Raw genomic sequence first — 18184 nt, 5'->3', positions numbered from 1 at the left:
ATGATGTTGTTGCTTAAAAAATACATAGCGAAGATTTTAGTAAATAATACAACAGGAAGTGTTATTTCCATCTTATATAAACATAAAATCAGATTCAATAATCTAATTATTGACATCTCAAATGTTGTAATAAAAAAGAAAATTGCTGCCTCTTTATTTTTTAAAACATATGAAAGTGCTGAGGTTCGTTTTATTTCACAATACCTTCAAAATTATAAAGGAACTATTGTAGAATTAGGATCAAGTATTGGTGTAGTAACTTCAACAATTGCAAAGGCTAATCCAGATGCTGTTATTTTTTCTTTTGAGGCAGACATTAGGTTTATTCCAGTAATTGAAAATAATTTACAATTGAATAAAATTCAAAATGTAAAATGTTATAACACAATAATTGGTGCTGATGGTTATGTTTTTTCAGTGGGTACTGATAATACAATGGGTAAAATTGTAAAAGGAGAAAGCGGTTTGAGTAATTTAAAAAAACTTTCTTCTATTTTACAAGTACATAATATTACTGACTTTGTTTTAGTTTCTGATATTGAAGGAGCGGAATACTTTTTCCTTTTTGAAGAAAGTGATTTGTTTAAAAATTGTCATTTAATGATTATAGAACTACATCCTATTGAAATTAATAATGAGTTAATTACTGTAGATGAAATGATACAGAAAATCAAATCATTAGGTTTTGATATTTTAGCAGTTTACGGCTCTAATGTTGTAGCTAAAAAAATTAAACTAATTTAATGACTGATGCAAAACCATATATTGTTGTTCATGCTGGTCGCAGAGATGATTACCAAATAGCTCTTGCATTGCAAGAACATAATCAATTGTATTTTTTAGTTACTGAAGCTTATTTTCCATTGGATAATTTCTTTTTTAAGAAAGTTGCTTGTTTTTTCGGAACTGAAAAAAAGTTTGCCTTGCGTTTTAAAGAAGGATTGCCAAGTGAAAAAGTAATAATTTCTTATAGAGCACTTTTTTTTGAATTATTATTTCAACTCACAAAAAATGTAAATTTTGATAGAAAAAAAGGATATGCTTTAGGTTTAAAAGCCAAAAAAATAAGCCAAAAAAATAATGTGCCCATAATAGCTGTGAATACATGTGCTTATGATGCATTTTTTAATAACCCTATACATCCAAAAATTCTTTTTCAATTTCATCCTCATATAAGTTATGTTAAAACTCTTTTTGACCAAGAAATCGGGTTAAATCCTAAGTCTAAAAACACATTAATGCAAGAGTATGAATACTCTTTACCAAACGATGCAATTCAAAAATTAAAGAACGAAATTAGTTTAGCTACAAATTATATTTGTGCTAGTTCTGTTACAAAAAAAACGTTGGAATTTGAAGGAGTGAAGAACAAATTAATTAGTGTAATTCCTTATGGTGTGGATGTTTCTAAGTTTCAATATGCTAAAAGACAACAACAAGAAATATTCAATATCATTTTTATAGGTAGTTTAAATCAACGAAAAGGAATTACTTACTTATTAGAGGCTATGAATGGATTGTCAAATGTTTCATTAACCATAATAGGTAGAGGTATTTTTGATGAAAATTTACTGGCAGGTTATCATTTCCCAATTGAAGTTTTTAAAAATGTTTCCCAAGATTTTTTAATAGAAAAATTACAAAAAGCACATTGCTTTGTTTTGCCTTCTGTATTAGAAGGTTTTGGTCAAGTTATACTAGAAGCAATGGCAACTGGAATTCCTGTAATTACAACAGAGAATACAGCAGGATTAGATATCATTACTAATGCTGAAGATGGTTATGTAGTTCCCATTAGAGATGTTCATAAAATTACAACTATTATAAAAGAATTACAGTCTGATTTTACTTTAGTAAATTCTATTGGACATCAAGCTCATTTAACTGCTCAAGCGTATAATTGGGAAAAATTCAGGTCAGCTTTTGTGCAACATTTAAATTCAATAGCATCATGAAAATACTTGTTGTAACAAATATTCCAACGCCTTATCGAATTGCTTTTTTTAATGTTTTAAACAATAAGTTAAAAGAAGGATCAGGAGCATTAAAAGTGTTGTATTGTGCAAAAAATGAGCCTGACAGGCATTGGGAAATTGATTTAAAGGAACAAAATTTTGAGTATAGTATTTTAAATGGGCAGCATTTAAATGCTAAAGGATTGTATTTGCACTTTAATTACGGCGTTTTAAAAGAAACTAAATCGTTTGATCCAAATTATATTTTATATGCGGGTTCTTGGAACATGCCCACTGTAATGTTGAGTGTTTTATTTAATACTTATTTTAATAATACTTATAAAAAAATATTTTGGAGCGAAGGTCATGATGGAAGTATCTTGCACAAGAAAGGTTTTGTTCCAAAAATTAGAAAGTACATTCAAAATAAGTTTGATGTTTTTGCTGTTCCAAATTCTAGAAGTGAAAAATATCTTTTTGAAAGTTTAAATTTAGATGTAAAACCAATAGTTATCTTGCCCAATACAGTTGATGGAGCTTTTTTTAGCAAGCCTGAAAATTGGTCAATTGGTGATTCAAATAAAATAAAAGAACATTTTAATATACCTATTCACTCTAAGCTAATCATTCAAGTCTCTCAAATTGAAGACAGAAAAGGAATTGTTGAATTAGTGTCTTTTTGGAATAAACTAAGTGATATCCAAAAGGATAATTATCATTTAGTGGTTGTAGGTGAAGGATCATTAAAAGAAAAAATGATTCAAAAAGGCAAAGAGGAATCTGTTCAAAGCATTCACTTTTTAGGAAATCAAAAGAAAGAACAAGTAAGAGATTTGTTGTTTTCGTCTGATATTTTTTTGTTATTAACTAAAAATGATCCAAATCCTTTAACGCTCATTGAAGCAAGTTTTGCTAAATTGCCAATTATAACTACTAAATTTGCAGGTAATTGTAATGAAATTGTGACTAAAAATAATGGTGTAGTTGTCAATGAAATTACATTTGAAGAGTTTGAAAAAGCTTTCATTTTAGTAAAAAATCTTTCAGAAATGGGAAATGGAGTTCATTCATTTGAAAATGCTACCCGTTTTTTTGATATAGAATTAGTTGCTGAAAACTTTGTTGATCAATTGAATAAAATTTAGAAATGAGTATATATTTAGACATTTTAATTGTAATTTTTCTTTCGATTTACCTCGTAAAGGAAAAGCAATTAAATTTTCTAAACCCAACATTTCTCTATTTAGTAATTCATCTTTTCTTTGTTACTTTTCGTAGTGTTCAAATATTTTTTCTTAACTCCATTATCATATCAAATCGATGGTATGCAACCTTTGTAACTCTTGAAGAAATTGATAAAGCAATTTTCCTTGCTGATTTGTCTTTGGTTTCATTTTTTGCTGGTTTTTATATGTTTACAAGATCATTTAAAGCAAATGGGAAAAAGCTAATTGAAAAATATAAAAAACTAAAAGAAGGCAGGAAAAACGCATTAAGAATTTATCTCAATATTGTAGTAGTACTTGGTTTTATTGGAATGCTTACGTATGCTTTTTTGCCAGGAATTGATTCAGAAGAATTTGAAGGAAATACCTATACAAATATCTTAACAAGTTTAGGTATTATATCATCTGTTATCTTATTGTATGAATTTGGTTTTCAAAAAAAATACATGGTGTTTTTTATCGCAATGGTTTTGGTCTATGCAGTTCAAGGAGCAAATAGATATAGGGTAATATTGCCTTTGGTTTTTTTATTAATGTATTATTTAAAAACTAAAAATTTAAAATTACCTCCATTAAAATTTATAGTTCTTGGGTTTGTAGTTATATTGCTTAGTTTTCCATTAAAAGAAATAGGGAAATCTTTTCAAGAAAATGGAAGTGTAGATATTGTAAATGTGTTGGATGAGTCTTACGAGGAGTTTTCTTCAGGTGAATCGGGTGATTTATCTTTTATTGAGCAAAGTGCCGCTATGATTGGTGCAATAGACATGAAGAATATTATTTTTTATGGTAAAACATATGAACCTATATTTTTCTTTTGGATTCCCAAAGATTTTTGGAAAAGCAAGCCTAGATTAAATCAATGGCAATATGATATTGAGGTTTCAGGAAGAGAGTTTGGTGAAATGGGGCAAATATCAATTATTAGTGGAGAATCGTATGCTAATTTCAGGTACTTTGGCGTATTTATTATTTCTTTTTTAGTGGCTAGGTGGTATTCTTATTTGTATAATACCTTTTCAAATGTAAATTATAAACATAAGGGTTTCTTATTATTACTTCTTTTTAATATGGTATTGTTTCAGGTTTGGAGAGATGGATTAATTTCATTAATATTATTTCCAATTTTAAATTACTTGCCCTTAATGTTGTTGTTTTTTATTAAAAAACCAATTCCTGTAAAATGAGAATCCTTATAAATTGTTCTAACTTAAAAGTTGGAGGCGGATTGCAAGTTGCTCATTCGTTTTTAAATGAAATTTGTAATAATGTTGAACATGAATTTCATGTGGTTTTATCTGAAACATTGAATGTTCAAATAGATCAATCTGCTTTTTTGCCAAATTTTTCATTTCAAGTATATTCCATTCAACCCACAGTAATTAGGGCTTTATTTGGGAATGATGCTGAATTGAATGCAATTGAAAAAAACTTTAAAGCAGATCGTGTTTTTTCAGTTTTCGGACCTACTTATTGGAAGCCTAAAGCAAAACATATTTGTGGCTTTGCAAAACCCGATTATATTTACAAAGAGTCCCCTTTTTTTAAAACACTTTCTTTAAAAGAGATAATAAAGCTAAAAGGACTTGAATTTTTACACATGCACTCTTTTCAAAAACATACCGATGTAATAATTACAGAAAACGAAGATGTTTCTATTCGTTTGCGAAAAAAAATAAATAAAACGACTCATACGGTTACTAATTATTTTAATCAGGTTTTTTTAGATACTTCAAAATGGGATACTTCTATTGATATCTCAAAAAAGGATGGTTTCAAATTCTTAACTATTAGTGCAAATTACCCTCATAAGAATTTAGAAATTTTAAAAAAAGTTATTCCAATTCTTTTAAATAAATATCCCCAATTTAAATTCAATTTTTTTCTTACAATTTCCGAAGATGAATTTAGTTTAAAACCAATAAATCTCACTCAATATATTACTTTTATAGGTAAAGTTTCAATTAATCAATGCCCGAATTTATATTCTCAATGCGATTTCTTATTTTTACCAACATTGTTAGAGTGTTTTTCTGCTTCATATTGCGAAGCAATGGTTATGCAGAAGCCAATTTTAACCTCTAATTTGTCATTTGCAACCAGAATATGTAAAGATGCAGCGGTTTATTTTAATCCAATGGATCCTGAAAATATAGCAGATGTTATGTATAAATTAGCAACAGATACTAATAAGCAAGAAGAATTAATACATAAAGGAATAGAACGATTGAATGTTTATGATAATTCAAGTCAAAGAGCAAAAAAATATATAACGATAATTACAAATTAAGGTGAAGAAAGTTGGGGTATTAGGAAGGAATGGTTTTTTAGGAGATGCGCTTTCAAGACATTTAAAATTGTTTCCTGAGAAATTTGTTGAAATTGAATCAGACAGAAAATTATTTGCTGACTCAAATTTAATGGATGAGTTTGTTTGTAAATGTGATGTGATTGTCAATTTAGCAGGATTAAATAGATTAGAGGATTTAAATATAGTGTATCAAACCAATATTGGCATTGTCAAATCTTTAATTGATTCTTTAGAAAGAACAAAATCTAAACCACATGTAATTTTTTCTTCAACAATTCATGAAGATAGAGATGAGTTTTATGGTAAGTCCAAAAAAACAGGAAGAGAATTATTAGCAAAATGGTCTAAAAATAGCGGTGCTATTTTTACAGGTCTTGTAATTCCTAATGTTTTCGGCCCTTTTGGAAAACCTTTCTATAATTCAGTTGTTGCAACATTTTGTCATCAATTAACGCATAATGGAGTTCCTGAAATAAATGTTGATGGTGTTTTAAGATTAGTTTATGTTGATGAAGTGATCCAAACTATTTTAGACCAAATAGATGAAAATACTAATTTGGGTAAATTTAAGGTTTCATATACAACCGAATTAAAAGTTTCAGAAGTTCTCCAACTATTGAATATCTTTAAAAACGAATATTTAGACAATGGTAATGTGCCAAGTTTAAATTCAAAGTTTGAATTACAATTGTTTAATACATTCAGAAGTTTTATAGATCTAAAAAACCACTATCCTGTATTATTAACACAACATACAGACAATAGAGGTAGTTTTGTAGAAATAATTCGCCCAGAAATTGGTGGTCAATTTTCTTTTTCAACAACAGTTCCGGGAATTACAAGAGGAAATCATTTCCATACCCGTAAAATTGAGCGTTTTACAGTAATTAAAGGGAAAGCGTTAATTCAGTTAAGAAAAATTGGAACAAATGAGGTTTTGAATTTTGAATTAGACGGAGAAATTCCTTCTTATGTAGATATGCCTATTTGGTACACACATAATATTAAAAATATTGGAAGCGATGTTTTATATACTAACTTTTGGATAAATGAAGCGTATGATCCAGATAATGCAGATACTTATTTCCAAGAAGTTTAGACAAATTAATACAATAGTTAAATGAAAAAATTAAAAGTTGTTACAGTTGTAGGTACGAGACCTGAGATTATTAGATTATCTCGAACAATAAGTGTTTTAGATAATTCTGAAGCTATTGAGCATGTTATAATTCATACCGGGCAAAATTATGATTATGAGCTAAATCAAATATTTTTTGAAGATTTAGGCATTCGTAAACCCGATTATTTTTTGAATGCTGCAGGTGCTTCAGCTACTGAAACTGTAGGGCAAATATTAATTAAAATTGACCCTATTCTAGAAGATATAAAACCCGATGCTTTTTTAGTTTTAGGAGATACAAACAGTTGTTTGTGCGCTATTCCTGCTAAAAAACGCCAAATTCCAATATTTCATATGGAAGCTGGGAATCGTTGTTTTGATCAAAGAGTTCCTGAAGAAACCAATAGAAAGATAGTAGACCATATATCAGACATCAATTTAACATACAGTTCCATTGCTAGAGAATATTTATTAAGAGAAGGTTTTCCTGCAGATAGGATAATTAAAACTGGTTCTCCAATATTTGAAGTGTTACATCATTATTTGCCTCAAATTAAAAAGTCTTCAATCCTTGAACAATTAAAACTAGACCCGCAAAAATACTTTGTAGTATCTTCTCATCGTGAAGAGAATATTAACAACCCTGCAAACTTTAACGGTTTAATAGAGAGCTTAAATTTAATAGCAGAAACGTATAATTACCCAATAATAGTAAGTACACATCCACGAACTCGAAACATGATTGAGAGTAAGAATGTAAAAGTGCATTCCAATATTCAATTTTTAAAACCAATGGGCTTTCATGATTACAACGCTTTACAAATGCATTCTTTAGCTGTATTGTCTGATAGTGGTACTATTTCGGAAGAATCATCTATTTTAAATTTCCCTGCATTGAATATTAGACAAGCTCATGAAAGACCAGAAGCAATGGAAGAAGCTTCAGTAATGATGGTAGGACTTTCTCCTGAGAGAATTATGCAAGGATTAACAGAGTTAAAGTCTCAAAAAAGAGGAGTTGAAAGAAATTTAAGACTTGTCGAAGATTATAGTATGCCTAATGTTTCTGAAAAAGTAATTCGAATTATTTTAAGCTATACCGACTATGTGAATCGAGTAGTTTGGTCTAAGAATGTTTAAGTGAAAAGTAAAAAGTAAAAAGGAATATGAAAGAGAATGATTTATTAAAAAGGACTTTTGACATTGGGGTTGCTTGTTTAAAATATTTAAGAAAACTAGAACATAATCAAGAAAATAACTTAATCCGATTTCAATTAGGTAAATCTTGCACTTCGGTTGGTGCGAACTATGAAGAGTCTCAAGCTGGATCTTCAAAAGCAGATTTTACTAATAAAGTAAAGATTTCATTAAGAGAAGCAAGAGAGTCGAATTATTGGTTGAGAATATTAAAATAATTATCCGAAAAAGATGACGAACCACTTGAAATTTTAATCCAATAAAGTAAAGAAATAAAAAATATTCTAGGTGCAATAGTTACTAAATCAATTTCTAAATAATATAAAGTTATGATGTTTTTTCCTTTACACTTTACACTTTTTCCTTTACACTTTTCCCTTGGCTCTTTATCTATATGAAAATCTTATTCCTTGCTTTAACTTTTCCTAAAATTGGACAATCCAGTAATCTGTATACAGATTTAATGGAGGAATTTCGTGATCAAGGTCATGATGTTTTTGTAATTGCCCCAATGGTTGATGTTAGAGTAGGTTTGCTAAATGAAGATGGAATAAATATTATTCGTGTAAAAACACTACCTCTTTTAAATGTCAACCCTATTAGAAAAGGAATAGCAAATGTTTTATTGTCTTTTCAATATAAAAAAGCAATTAAAAAATATTTTCTACAAGAAGATTTAGATTTAATTTTAATGCCAACCCCACCTATTAGTTTAGTAGACGTTGCAGTATGGTTAAAGAAAAAATACAGTTCTAAATTATATTTAATATTAAGAGATATTTTTCCACAAAATGCAGTCGATTTAAAAATGATAACTAAAGGTGGATTGCTTTATGATTTCTTCAGAAAAAAAGAGAAAAAACTTTACGAGGAGTCAGACTTTATTGGTTGTATGTCACGAGGAAATATTGACTATGTGTTGAATCATAATAAGGATGTTCAAAAGCAAAAATTACATCTTTTACAAAATTGGCAAAAAGTAATGCCTTTGTTCGATGGAGACAAAGCAGCATTGCGTAAAAAATATAATTTTGACAATAAATTTGTAATTATTTTTGGAGGAAATATTGGTTTGCCTCAAAAATTAGAAAACATCTTAGAAGTTGCTAAATTATATAATGAAAATGATGAGGTGTTATTTTTCATTGTTGGTAATGGAACAGAAAAACAAAAGATAGAACAATTATGTATTCAAATGAAATTGAATAACGTTGTCATTATGAACTCTTTGCCAAGAGAAGATTATCAAAATATTATTGCCGTTGCAAATGCCGGTTTGATTTCTTTAAGTGAAGACTTTACAATACCCAATATACCCTCTAAATCATTGAGTTATTTTAATGCCAAAATACCTATTATTGCTGCTGTTGATAGAAATACAGATTATGGAACTATAATTCAGGATGAAATAGGTGCTGGCGTATGGGCAGTTGCAAATGAACCTATTGAAATTAAGCAAAAAATTGATTATCTTAGAGCAAATAAGACTGTTTGTAATCAAATGGGAGAAAAAGGATATCAGTATTTTGTAGATAACGTTACCCCTTTTCATACGTATTCTACCATAAAAAGAGTAATAAGTGTATAAAAACTACTTTAAAATAGTATTTGATTTTTTAGCAGCAACGATTGGCTTTGTCCTTTTGTTTCCCTTGTTTAGTATCATTACTATTTTACTATTTATTGCCAATAATGGGAAACCTTTTTTTATACAAAAGCGACCTGGTAAAAACTGTGAGGTTTTTAAAATTATTAAGTTCAAAACAATGAACGATAAAAAGGATAATGATGGTAAATTGCTTCATGATTCTGAACGATTAACGACTGTTGGGAAATTTGTTCGTAAAACATCACTAGATGAAATGCCTCAATTGCTTAATGTCATAAAAGGAGACATGAGTTTAATTGGTCCAAGACCTTTGTTAACTGATTATGTACATTTGTATTCCGATTTTCAAAATAGAAGACACGAAATTAAACCTGGAATTACTGGTTGGGCCCAAGTAAACGGAAGAAATGCAATTGATTGGGATAAAAAATTTGAATTAGATGTGTTTTATGTAAACCATGTTTCTTTTACTTTAGATTTTAAAATACTTTTATTAACCTTAAAAAAAATAGTTATTAGCGAAGGAATAAATGCTAAAGATGCCGCCACAATCGAACCGTTTAACGGACAATATTAACCTACCTACAATGAAAAATATAATAATAATTGGTGCAGGAGGCTTCGGAAGAGAAGTTAAAATGCTCATTGATCAAATCAATACTACTACAAAACAATATGTGTTTTTGGGCTATTATGATGATGGAATAGAAAAAGGAACCCTAATAAATGGTTTTCCTGTTTTAGGTTCAATTTCAGATCTAAATCTTATAAAAGAAACAACTTATATTGGATTAGGATTAGGTAATCCTGTTTATAAGCAAAAAGTAATTCAAGAATTAAATAACACTAATTTAATATTTGAATCATTAATTCATCCTTCAGTATTAATTGGAGAAGATGAGGTTCAATTTGGTAAAGGAGTTGTTGTTTGTGCAGGTTCAATTATCACGTGTAACATTGCTATTCACAATTTTGTTACGGTTAATTTAGCATGTACAATTGGTCACGATAGTATTTTAAAAGATTTCGTTTCAATTATGCCAGGATGTAATATTTCAGGAGAAGTTATAATTGAAAAAGCGGTATATATTGGTACAGGAGCAAAAATAATCAATCAAGTTTCAATAGGTGAGAATACTATTATAGGAGCTGGAGCAGTTGTGTCTAAATCTATTCCTGCAAATTGTACAGCAATAGGTATTCCTGCAAAACCATTAAAATTTTACGAATAATGGAAAAGTCAAAAATTTGGTTGTCTTCTCCACACATGGGAGGCAATGAACAGAAATATATAAATGAAGCATTTGATAAAAATTGGATTGCTCCTTTAGGTCCAAATGTAAATGGTTTCGAAAGAGATTTAGAAAAGTATTTAAAAGAAGATGTTTTTGTTGCAGCTTTAAGTTCTGGAACAGCAGCTTTACATCTTGGGTTAATGCTTTTAGATGTTAAAAAAGATGATTTTGTTATTTGTCAAAGCATGACTTTTTCGGCATCAGCAAATCCCATTTTATATCAAAATGCCATTCCTGTTTTTATAGATAGTGAAATGGATACTTGGAATATGTGTCCAACTGCTTTGAAAGAAGCAATTGAAAGCTGTATTGCAAAAGGTAAAAAACCAAAAGCTATTATTGCTGTTCATTTATATGGAATGCCTTATAAAATAGATGAAATAAGAGCTGTAGCTGATGCCTTTCAAATTCCTATTTTAGAAGATAGTGCTGAAGCATTAGGGAGTTCATACAATGATCAAAAATGTGGGACGTTCGGGGATATTTCTGTTTTATCATTCAATGGAAATAAAATCATTACCACTTCTGGTGGAGGCGCTTTGGTGACTAAAAATAAAACGGTAAAAGATAAAACAGTATTTTTTGCCACTCAATCACGAGATAATGCACCACATTATCAACATAGCGAAGTAGGTTATAATTATCGAATGAGTAATATTTGTGCGGGAATTGGTCGTGGTCAAATGGAAGTGTTAGATGCTCATGTTGAGTTGCGCAGAAAAATGAATCAATTTTATGTAAACTTTTTTTCTAAAATAAATGATGTACTAGTTTTACAAGAACCTTCTGGTAAATTTTATTCTAATCATTGGTTAAGTGCAATTGTTTTAAAATCTTATAATCAAAGAGAAGCTTTAAGGTTGGCTCTTGAAATAGAGAATATTGAATCTAGACCTTTGTGGAAGCCAATGCATTTGCAGCCTATATTTGAAAAATATCCTTTTTTCGGTAACGGCACTTCGGAAGATTTATTTGAAAGAGGGCTATGTTTGCCTTCAGGTTCTAACTTGTCTTTAGATGAAAGGAATAGAATAGAAGTTGCTTTAGATGCTTTTTTTTAAAAAGTAATTCTGAGATTAATATGTAAATAAGGCTTTTAACTAAATAAGTTTAATATTTTTGTTACCCCAATTCTTTTAAATTTAAATTATAGTGGTAAAAAATGAACATACATCTACAAGTTCTTTTTTTAAAAAAGTGTCGAAACTTTTATTAGAAAACAGATTCTCTAATCTAGGTTATTTACCTCGATGGATTGTTTTTTGTATTGATGTTTCTATTGTGCTTTTTGCTAGTATTGTAACCTATTTTATTGTTGCTAATTTAACATTTAAGTACTACGATACTTATTCGGTTCTTTCAAGGTATCTTATAACTGTTTTTACCTATGTTTTTTTCTTTTTTGCATTTAGAACTTATGCGGGTATTATTAGACATTCGAGTTTTATAGATGCTTTAAAGTTATTGGCAGCAACTTTCGCCTCTTTTTTAGCATTAATAACTTTAAATTACACTCATTTTTTTATAACTGGAAATAAAATATTTCTCTTTCCAGTTCTATTGATTCATTTCATCATTTCATTTTTGCTGCTTTTCTTATTTAGGGTTGGAGTTAAGTTTGTCTATGAAAAGTATATTGAATATGGTAATTTAGGTAAAGAACAGCGTGTAGTAATTTTTGGAAATGATAGTAATGCTGTTGCTGTTGCTAATTCTTTAAATTTAGAGCAACCTAGAAAATATAGAGTTGTTGCATTTGTTGACAATAGTAATTCAAATGATGTAAGGCAACTTTTAGGTTTGCCAATAGTTAATAATGTTCAAGATATATCTGCCATATTAGATAATTTTAATGCGCAAGCTTTAATTATAACGGATAGAATGTTGAGTAAAAAGCAACAAATAAAAATTGTTGATGATTGCTTGGATAATAATTTTAAAGTACTAACACTTGAAAAAGTAAAAGATTGGGAAGACCAAAAAGAACTTTCTAAAAACTTAAAGAGTTTTGATATTAATGATTTGTTGGAGAGAAAACCGATACAATTAAATACAATTCAAATATCAAATCAATTAAAAGGGAAGAAAGTTTTAATTACGGGTGCTGCAGGTTCTATAGGTAGTGAAATAGTATCTCAGATAATTAATTTTAATCCTGAATCAATACTACTAATAGACCAGGCGGAAACACCACTTTATGATTTAGTTACGGGAATCGTTAAGAATGTGAAGCACATTAAAATAATTCCTTACGTTGCTGATGTAAAAGACATGCAAATGATGGATTTTATTTTCAATGAATACAAGCCTCAGGTAGTCTATCATGCTGCGGCTTATAAACATGTTCCATTAATGGAAGATAATCCTTATCAAGCGGTTTATACCAATATAATTGGCACTAAAAACACAGTTGATTTATCTGTGAAGCATTCAGTAGAATCATTTGTAATGATTTCAACTGATAAAGCGGTTAACCCAAGTAATATAATGGGTGCGAGTAAAAGAATTGCAGAACAATATGTGCAGTCTTTGGCTTTTAAAATTGGAAAAAACGAAACATTAAAAACAAAAATAATAACGACTCGTTTTGGAAATGTTTTGGGCTCAAACGGTTCAGTAGTGCCGTTATTTACCAAGCAAATTGAAGAAGGCGGACCTTTAACAGTCACACATCCAGATATAATTCGATATTTCATGACAATTCCCGAAGCTTGTCAGCTGGTTCTTGAGGCTGGTTCTATGGGGAACGGAGGCGAAATATATATATTTGACATGGGAAAACCGGTTAAAATAATTGACTTAGCTCACAAAATGATAAAGCTGGCAGGTTTTGTTCCAGATAAAGATATTGAAGTGAAAATTGTAGGTTTGCGACCTGGAGAAAAATTATATGAAGAGTTACTAAATGATAGCTCTAAGACATTGAAAACGCACCATGAAAAAATAATGATTTCTAAAGAAGTAGATGAGTTTAATTACGAAATTATTAATGCAGAAGTCGAATCATTAAGAGAGTTGATTTCAACTTTTAATGTTTTTGAAATTGTTAAAAAAATGAAGATAATGGTTCCTGAATTTAAAAGCTTAAATTCTTCATATGAAAAGCTCGATAATTAATTTAGCAATTAAAAGCAAAGAACTATATATTTGTAGAAATGTTTAAAAAAATGAATTGTTTTAAAGTAGTAATTTTTGCTATAATAATAAGTCTAACTTCTTGTGCTTCAAAAAAGAAAATTGCCTATTTTCAAGATGTGAAAGGTAATTTTTCTGCGGTGAATTACGAACCAGTATTACAGACTGACGATGTTTTAATGATAGTCATCTCTTCAGTAAATCCTGAAGTTGCAGCTCCTTATAATTTAAAAACTATAATTCTTCAAGGGAATAGTGAAGTAAGTTTGGCTCAAGAACGTCTTCAAACTTATTTAATAGATCAAGAAGGAAATATTGAATTTCCAGTAATTGGGAAAGTACATTTAGAAGGATCAACTCGTACAGAAGGAGTTGAATTGATAAAACAAAAATTAAGTACTCATATAAAAGACCCAATAGTTAATTTAAGGATTTTAAATTATAAAATTTCCGTTATTGGTGAAGTAAACAAGCCAGGTGTTTATCCTTTACAAAGTGAAAGAATAACATTGCTTGAAGCAATTTCATTAGCTGGCGATTTATCTATTTACGGTAAAAGAACAGGGGTTTTGGTAATTAGAGAAGATAAAGGTGTGAAAACGATTAATAAAGTTGATTTAACTAATTCAGATTTTATAAATTCCGATTTTTATTATTTAAACCAAAATGATGTGGTTTATGTTGAACCCAACAAGACTAAAGTTAACTCATCTATTATAGGTCCAAATGTTGCAATTGGTATATCAGCCTTGTCACTATTGGTCACCATATTAGCTTTAACCATACGATAATTCAATGCAAGAGTACAGTAATAATTCAGAAAATAGTTTTGAAAAAAACGTTAATTTAAGAGAGCAATTAGAACATTATCTAGGCAATTGGAAGTGGTTTTTAGTTTCTGTTACAATTGCCCTAATTATTGCTTACACTTTTTTGCGTTACGCTGTTCCAATGTATAACGCAACCGCAATGGTACTTGTTAAAGATGAAAGAAAAGGAGGTTTAGCTTCAGAACTTTCTGCTTTTTCAGATTTAGGAATGCTTAAAAATGTAAAAAGCAGTGTAGATAATGAAATAGAAGTAATTAAATCGAGAACTTTAATTGCTAAAACCATAAAAGATCTGGGTTTAAATGTTTCATATGTAAATTTAGGGAGAATTAAAGATGGTGAAATTTATAAAGATTCGCCAGTAACTTTCTTCTTTACAAACCAATCTGAAAAGTTCTATAAAGAAACTCAAGTACTTACAATTACTTCAACTTCAGGCAGTACTTTTGATTTATTTAATGATAAAGGAGCATTAATAGGCAATTTTAAATACGGTTCTGAAATTCCATTTTTAGAAGGTCAATGCACTGTGCTTAAAAATAAACTTGAAGCCGATAAGATAAAAGAAAATTATTCAATACGAGTTGAGGTTTATCCAGTTATTAAAGTTGCTGAGAGTTACAAATCTCGTTTACAAGCAATGACTTTAAGTAAATATACAAGTATTGTTGAAATGTCAATTGTTGACCCAGTTTTGTATAGAGCGGAAGATTTTTTAAATGCCTTAATTCAAAATTATAATACAGATGCAATTGAAGATAAAAATTTCATTGCTGAGAATACTTCAAAGTTTATTGAGCAACGATTAAGAATTATCACTGAAGAATTAGAAGGTGTAGAAAAAGATGCTGAAGTTTTTAAGAAGGCAAATAAAGTTACCGATATTACTTCAGAAGCAGGATTGTTTTTAGAAAACGCAAGTCAATTTCAAAAAAGCGAAATCGAAACAGAAACACAATTAAAAGTAGTGAATACAATGATGGATTATTTGAGTAAAAGCTCAAATGAAAATCTAATTCCTGCAAATATTTTAACTTCAGATGTAAATGCAATTGGTTTAATTGAACAGTATAACTTATTGGTATTGGAAAGAAATAGGTTGTTGAAATCTGCCGGACCTGAAAACGCAATGGTTTTGATTGTTGATAAAAAGATAGCTTCATTAAAAGAAAATGTGAAAGCGAGTCTAAATCAATTGAAAACGAGTCTTCAAATCAAAAAGAATGATTTGTCTAGGCAAAACGCAATTCTAGAAGGTAGAATTTCTCAAATTCCAACTCAAGAAAAAGAATTTAGAATAATAGCAAGACAACAGCAAGTTAAAGAAGCTTTGTATTTATACCTTTTAGAAAAAAGAGAAGAAACAGCAATTTCTTTAGCGGTTACAGAACCAAATGCAAAAGTTATCGATGCCGCACATTCATCTGGAAACCCTGTGTTTCCAAACAGAACATTAATCTATATTATAGCGATATTTGCAGGTTTGTTTTTGCCTTTTGCGGTTTTATACGTTCTTTCATTATTAGATACTAAAATTAAGACTAGAAATGATATCGTAAAATCAACTACAATTCCCTTCATTGGAGATGTTCCAAATAATAAATCAGGGGAAAAAGTAGTTTCTACTAACAGTAGAACCAATATAGCAGAAGCAATTAGAATTGTTCGAACGAACCTTGAATTCTTATTGACAAATAATGTTCAAGGAACGGCAAAAACTATTTTTCTTACTTCTACTTTTCCGAAAGAAGGCAAAACTTTTGTTTCCGTAAATTTAGCATCAACAATTGCATTGTCGGGTAAAAAAGTACTTTTAATGGGTATGGACATTAGAAATCCAAAATTTGATGAATATATAGATGTTCCAACTAGAGGTGTTACAAATTATTTAGCTTCCAACGATGGTTCTAATATTGAAAGTTATTTTGTTAAAATGGATAATTTTGAATCCTTTTATGTGCTTCCAGCCGGAATAATTCCTCCAAATCCAGCCGAATTACTTATGGATAAAAAAGTAGACGAAATGTTCACTTATTTAAAGGATAAATTCGATTATATAATTGTCGATACTGCCCCAGTAAGTTTAGTTACTGATACTTTGATTATTGCTAAAAATGCAGATGCATTTGTCTATGTCGCAAGGGCTAATTTCTTAGATAAAAGGATGTTAGAGTTTCCGGAAAAACTATACAGAGAAAAGAAATTACCTAACATGTCAATTTTATTAAACGATTCTGTAACGAGTAAAAAATATGGCTACGGCTACGGTTATGGCTACGGTTATGAAGCTGAAAATGAAAGAAAAAAATCTTGGAAAAATATTTTTAAGAAATAATACTTTACTCAAAAAAAATATTTTTACTTATTGCTTTTTCAAAAACATCTTTGTTTTTAATGATGATTTTGTTTTCAAATGATTTGATGTGGTTTTCATGATGAATATCACTTCCTACAAAATCAATTAAACCTCTTGAGAGAAGTTTGTCAACTGCTAAAGTAACCTCTTTTCCATAGTAACCAACAGACGAAAGTAAGTTCATTTGAAATAAGCAACCCGCTTTTTTTAATTGATCATAAATGGCAAAATTGTTGTGATAAAAAGTATAGCGTTCAGGATGAGCCAATACAGGTTGGTATCCTTTCAGTTGTAATTCAAACAAAATTTCAAACAATTGCATTGGAGGATTTAAATAAGACATCTCAACTAAAACATAATTTTCTTTTAGTGTCAAAAGTGATTCTGCTTTAAATTGTTCTAAAAAATTTTCATCCATAAAATATTCCGAAGCTATACGAAGTTTTAAATCTTCCGTTTCTTCGGGTAAATCAAATTTTAATTTAGCGTAAGTATTTTCAATATCTAATTTTGAATTGTCCCAAATATTTTTAATCGTATGCGGTGTTGTAATGGCTTTTTTAAACCCTAACCTTTTCATTTCTGTTAATATAAAAAGACTGTCTTCGTTATTTTTTGCGCCATCATCTATTCCAGGTAAAATATGCGAGTGTATATCCACATAGTTATTTGGAATAAGTTCTTTAAGCTGAGGTTTAGATTTGAAAATTGAAAACATTTACTAGCAATTTGATGCAAAGATAGTTTATTTAGTATTTTGGAGCGTAGATTTTAGTTTTTTAATGCATAGTGAAATAGGTTTTATTTTGTGCTGAAGAGGCCTTGTTTTTTCATAGTAATCATTAGAATATCAATCACAAGCTTATCTCTTTTTTTATGCGCAAACGTGTTATTCCTAACAAAACTTAGGAATAAGCAAGGAGCCCACACAAATAAAGTTTTTATCCCAAAAAACATCTATAAGTCTCCCCTTTATGAAGTAAATTTTCTTAGGAAAACTTTCCTTAGGTCAGGATGACAATATTATTGATGAAGTTTTAGCACCTACCATTTCTACACAAATTTGTCAGCCAATGAAAGCCTCTTTTTATTTAGGTGATGATTGTGGTAACTTTTTTTTATTTTTTTGATTGCCACAAAACTGTGGCAA

General features: G+C 29.3%; 16 protein-coding genes. 15 read left to right on the top strand and 1 reads right to left on the bottom strand.

Translation table 11 applies throughout. The features are described from left to right. The 15 genes from UXY25_RS03200 (at position 1) to UXY25_RS03130 (ending at position 17013) form a co-directional block, all read left to right on the top strand. Positions 1-744: an FkbM family methyltransferase gene (locus UXY25_RS03200; RefSeq protein ID WP_320814557.1), complete on the top strand. Its 744-nt coding sequence runs from the start codon at positions 1-3 to the stop codon at positions 742-744. Then, positions 744-1955, top strand: coding sequence for a glycosyltransferase family 4 protein (locus UXY25_RS03195; RefSeq protein WP_320814556.1), 1212 nt, complete (start codon positions 744-746; stop codon positions 1953-1955). The genes UXY25_RS03200 and UXY25_RS03195 overlap by 1 nt, the downstream gene beginning before the upstream one ends. Further along, positions 1952-3100 carry a glycosyltransferase family 4 protein gene (locus UXY25_RS03190; protein WP_320814555.1) on the top strand — a complete coding sequence of 383 codons (1149 nt, stop codon included), beginning with the start codon at positions 1952-1954 and terminating at the stop codon, positions 3098-3100. Before UXY25_RS03195 ends, UXY25_RS03190 begins: the two co-directional genes overlap by 4 nt. Before the next feature lie 2 nt (positions 3101-3102). Beyond that, entirely contained in the window at positions 3103-4368 is a 1266-nt protein-coding gene (locus UXY25_RS03185) for a hypothetical protein (RefSeq protein WP_320814554.1), read from the top strand. Further along, on the top strand, positions 4365-5471 hold the full coding sequence (locus tag UXY25_RS03180; protein ID WP_320814553.1) for a glycosyltransferase: 1107 nt from the start codon (positions 4365-4367) through the stop codon (positions 5469-5471). The genes UXY25_RS03185 and UXY25_RS03180 overlap by 4 nt, the downstream gene beginning before the upstream one ends. Before the next feature lies 1 nt (position 5472). Beyond that, entirely contained in the window at positions 5473-6591 is a 1119-nt protein-coding gene (locus tag UXY25_RS03175; protein ID WP_320814552.1) for an NAD-dependent epimerase/dehydratase family protein, read from the top strand. A 21-nt stretch (positions 6592-6612) separates the two neighbouring features. Beyond that, complete coding sequence (gene wecB, locus UXY25_RS03170; RefSeq protein ID WP_320814551.1) at positions 6613-7752, top strand: non-hydrolyzing UDP-N-acetylglucosamine 2-epimerase; 1140 nt, start codon at positions 6613-6615, stop codon at positions 7750-7752. Between the two features lie 26 nt (positions 7753-7778). Continuing rightward, complete coding sequence (locus tag UXY25_RS03165) at positions 7779-8027, top strand: four helix bundle protein (protein WP_320814550.1); 249 nt, start codon at positions 7779-7781, stop codon at positions 8025-8027. Positions 8028-8203: 176 nt separating this feature from the next. Further along, a complete protein-coding gene (locus UXY25_RS03160) occupies positions 8204-9397 on the top strand; it encodes a glycosyltransferase family 4 protein (RefSeq protein WP_320814549.1) in 1194 nt (397 codons plus the stop codon). Then, positions 9390-9995, top strand: a complete 606-nt coding sequence (locus UXY25_RS03155) for a sugar transferase (protein ID WP_320814548.1) — start codon at positions 9390-9392, stop codon at positions 9993-9995. Before UXY25_RS03160 ends, UXY25_RS03155 begins: the two co-directional genes overlap by 8 nt. A 10-nt stretch (positions 9996-10005) precedes the next feature. Continuing rightward, the gene (locus UXY25_RS03150) at positions 10006-10650 is read left to right on the top strand and encodes a NeuD/PglB/VioB family sugar acetyltransferase (RefSeq protein ID WP_320814547.1); all 645 of its coding nucleotides are present in this window, start codon (positions 10006-10008) and stop codon (positions 10648-10650) included. Next, positions 10650-11774: a DegT/DnrJ/EryC1/StrS family aminotransferase gene (locus UXY25_RS03145; RefSeq protein ID WP_320814546.1), complete on the top strand. Its 1125-nt coding sequence runs from the start codon at positions 10650-10652 to the stop codon at positions 11772-11774. Before UXY25_RS03150 ends, UXY25_RS03145 begins: the two co-directional genes overlap by 1 nt. Before the next feature lie 136 nt (positions 11775-11910). Continuing rightward, on the top strand, positions 11911-13830 hold the full coding sequence (locus UXY25_RS03140; RefSeq protein ID WP_320814545.1) for a nucleoside-diphosphate sugar epimerase/dehydratase: 1920 nt from the start codon (positions 11911-11913) through the stop codon (positions 13828-13830). Between the two features lie 50 nt (positions 13831-13880). Further along, positions 13881-14639 carry a polysaccharide biosynthesis/export family protein gene (locus UXY25_RS03135; protein WP_320814544.1) on the top strand — a complete coding sequence of 253 codons (759 nt, stop codon included), beginning with the start codon at positions 13881-13883 and terminating at the stop codon, positions 14637-14639. Positions 14640-14643: 4 nt separating this feature from the next. After that, entirely contained in the window at positions 14644-17013 is a 2370-nt protein-coding gene (locus tag UXY25_RS03130; RefSeq protein WP_320814543.1) for a polysaccharide biosynthesis tyrosine autokinase, read from the top strand. A 4-nt stretch (positions 17014-17017) separates the two neighbouring features. Here UXY25_RS03130 and UXY25_RS03125 read toward each other — a convergent pair whose 3' ends face one another. Continuing rightward, positions 17018-17752 carry a tyrosine-protein phosphatase gene (locus UXY25_RS03125; RefSeq protein ID WP_320814542.1) on the bottom strand — a complete coding sequence of 245 codons (735 nt, stop codon included), beginning with the start codon at positions 17750-17752 and terminating at the stop codon, positions 17018-17020. Between the last annotated feature and the right edge of the window lie 432 nt (positions 17753-18184).

The organism is Flavobacterium sp. (assembly GCF_034111225.1).
In the GTDB taxonomy this organism is placed as follows: Bacteria; Bacteroidota; Bacteroidia; order Flavobacteriales; family Flavobacteriaceae; genus Flavobacterium.
The sequence above is the reverse complement of the archived record's forward strand: the minus strand, read 5'-3'. Positions and strand labels throughout refer to the sequence as shown.

Coding starts and splice junctions, on each gene's coding strand:
- UXY25_RS03200 (WP_320814557.1), top strand. CDS start 1: ATGATGTTGTTGCTTAAAAAATACATAGCGAAGATTTTAGTAAATAAT.
- UXY25_RS03195 (WP_320814556.1), top strand. CDS start 744: ATGACTGATGCAAAACCATATATTGTTGTTCATGCTGGTCGCAGAGAT.
- UXY25_RS03190 (WP_320814555.1), top strand. CDS start 1,952: ATGAAAATACTTGTTGTAACAAATATTCCAACGCCTTATCGAATTGCT.
- UXY25_RS03185 (WP_320814554.1), top strand. CDS start 3,103: ATGAGTATATATTTAGACATTTTAATTGTAATTTTTCTTTCGATTTAC.
- UXY25_RS03180 (WP_320814553.1), top strand. CDS start 4,365: ATGAGAATCCTTATAAATTGTTCTAACTTAAAAGTTGGAGGCGGATTG.
- wecB (WP_320814551.1), top strand. CDS start 6,613: ATGAAAAAATTAAAAGTTGTTACAGTTGTAGGTACGAGACCTGAGATT.
- UXY25_RS03165 (WP_320814550.1), top strand. CDS start 7,779: ATGAAAGAGAATGATTTATTAAAAAGGACTTTTGACATTGGGGTTGCT.
- UXY25_RS03160 (WP_320814549.1), top strand. CDS start 8,204: ATGAAAATCTTATTCCTTGCTTTAACTTTTCCTAAAATTGGACAATCC.
- UXY25_RS03150 (WP_320814547.1), top strand. CDS start 10,006: ATGAAAAATATAATAATAATTGGTGCAGGAGGCTTCGGAAGAGAAGTT.
- UXY25_RS03145 (WP_320814546.1), top strand. CDS start 10,650: ATGGAAAAGTCAAAAATTTGGTTGTCTTCTCCACACATGGGAGGCAAT.
- UXY25_RS03135 (WP_320814544.1), top strand. CDS start 13,881: ATGAATTGTTTTAAAGTAGTAATTTTTGCTATAATAATAAGTCTAACT.
- UXY25_RS03130 (WP_320814543.1), top strand. CDS start 14,644: ATGCAAGAGTACAGTAATAATTCAGAAAATAGTTTTGAAAAAAACGTT.
- UXY25_RS03125 (WP_320814542.1), bottom strand. CDS start 17,752: ATGTTTTCAATTTTCAAATCTAAACCTCAGCTTAAAGAACTTATTCCA.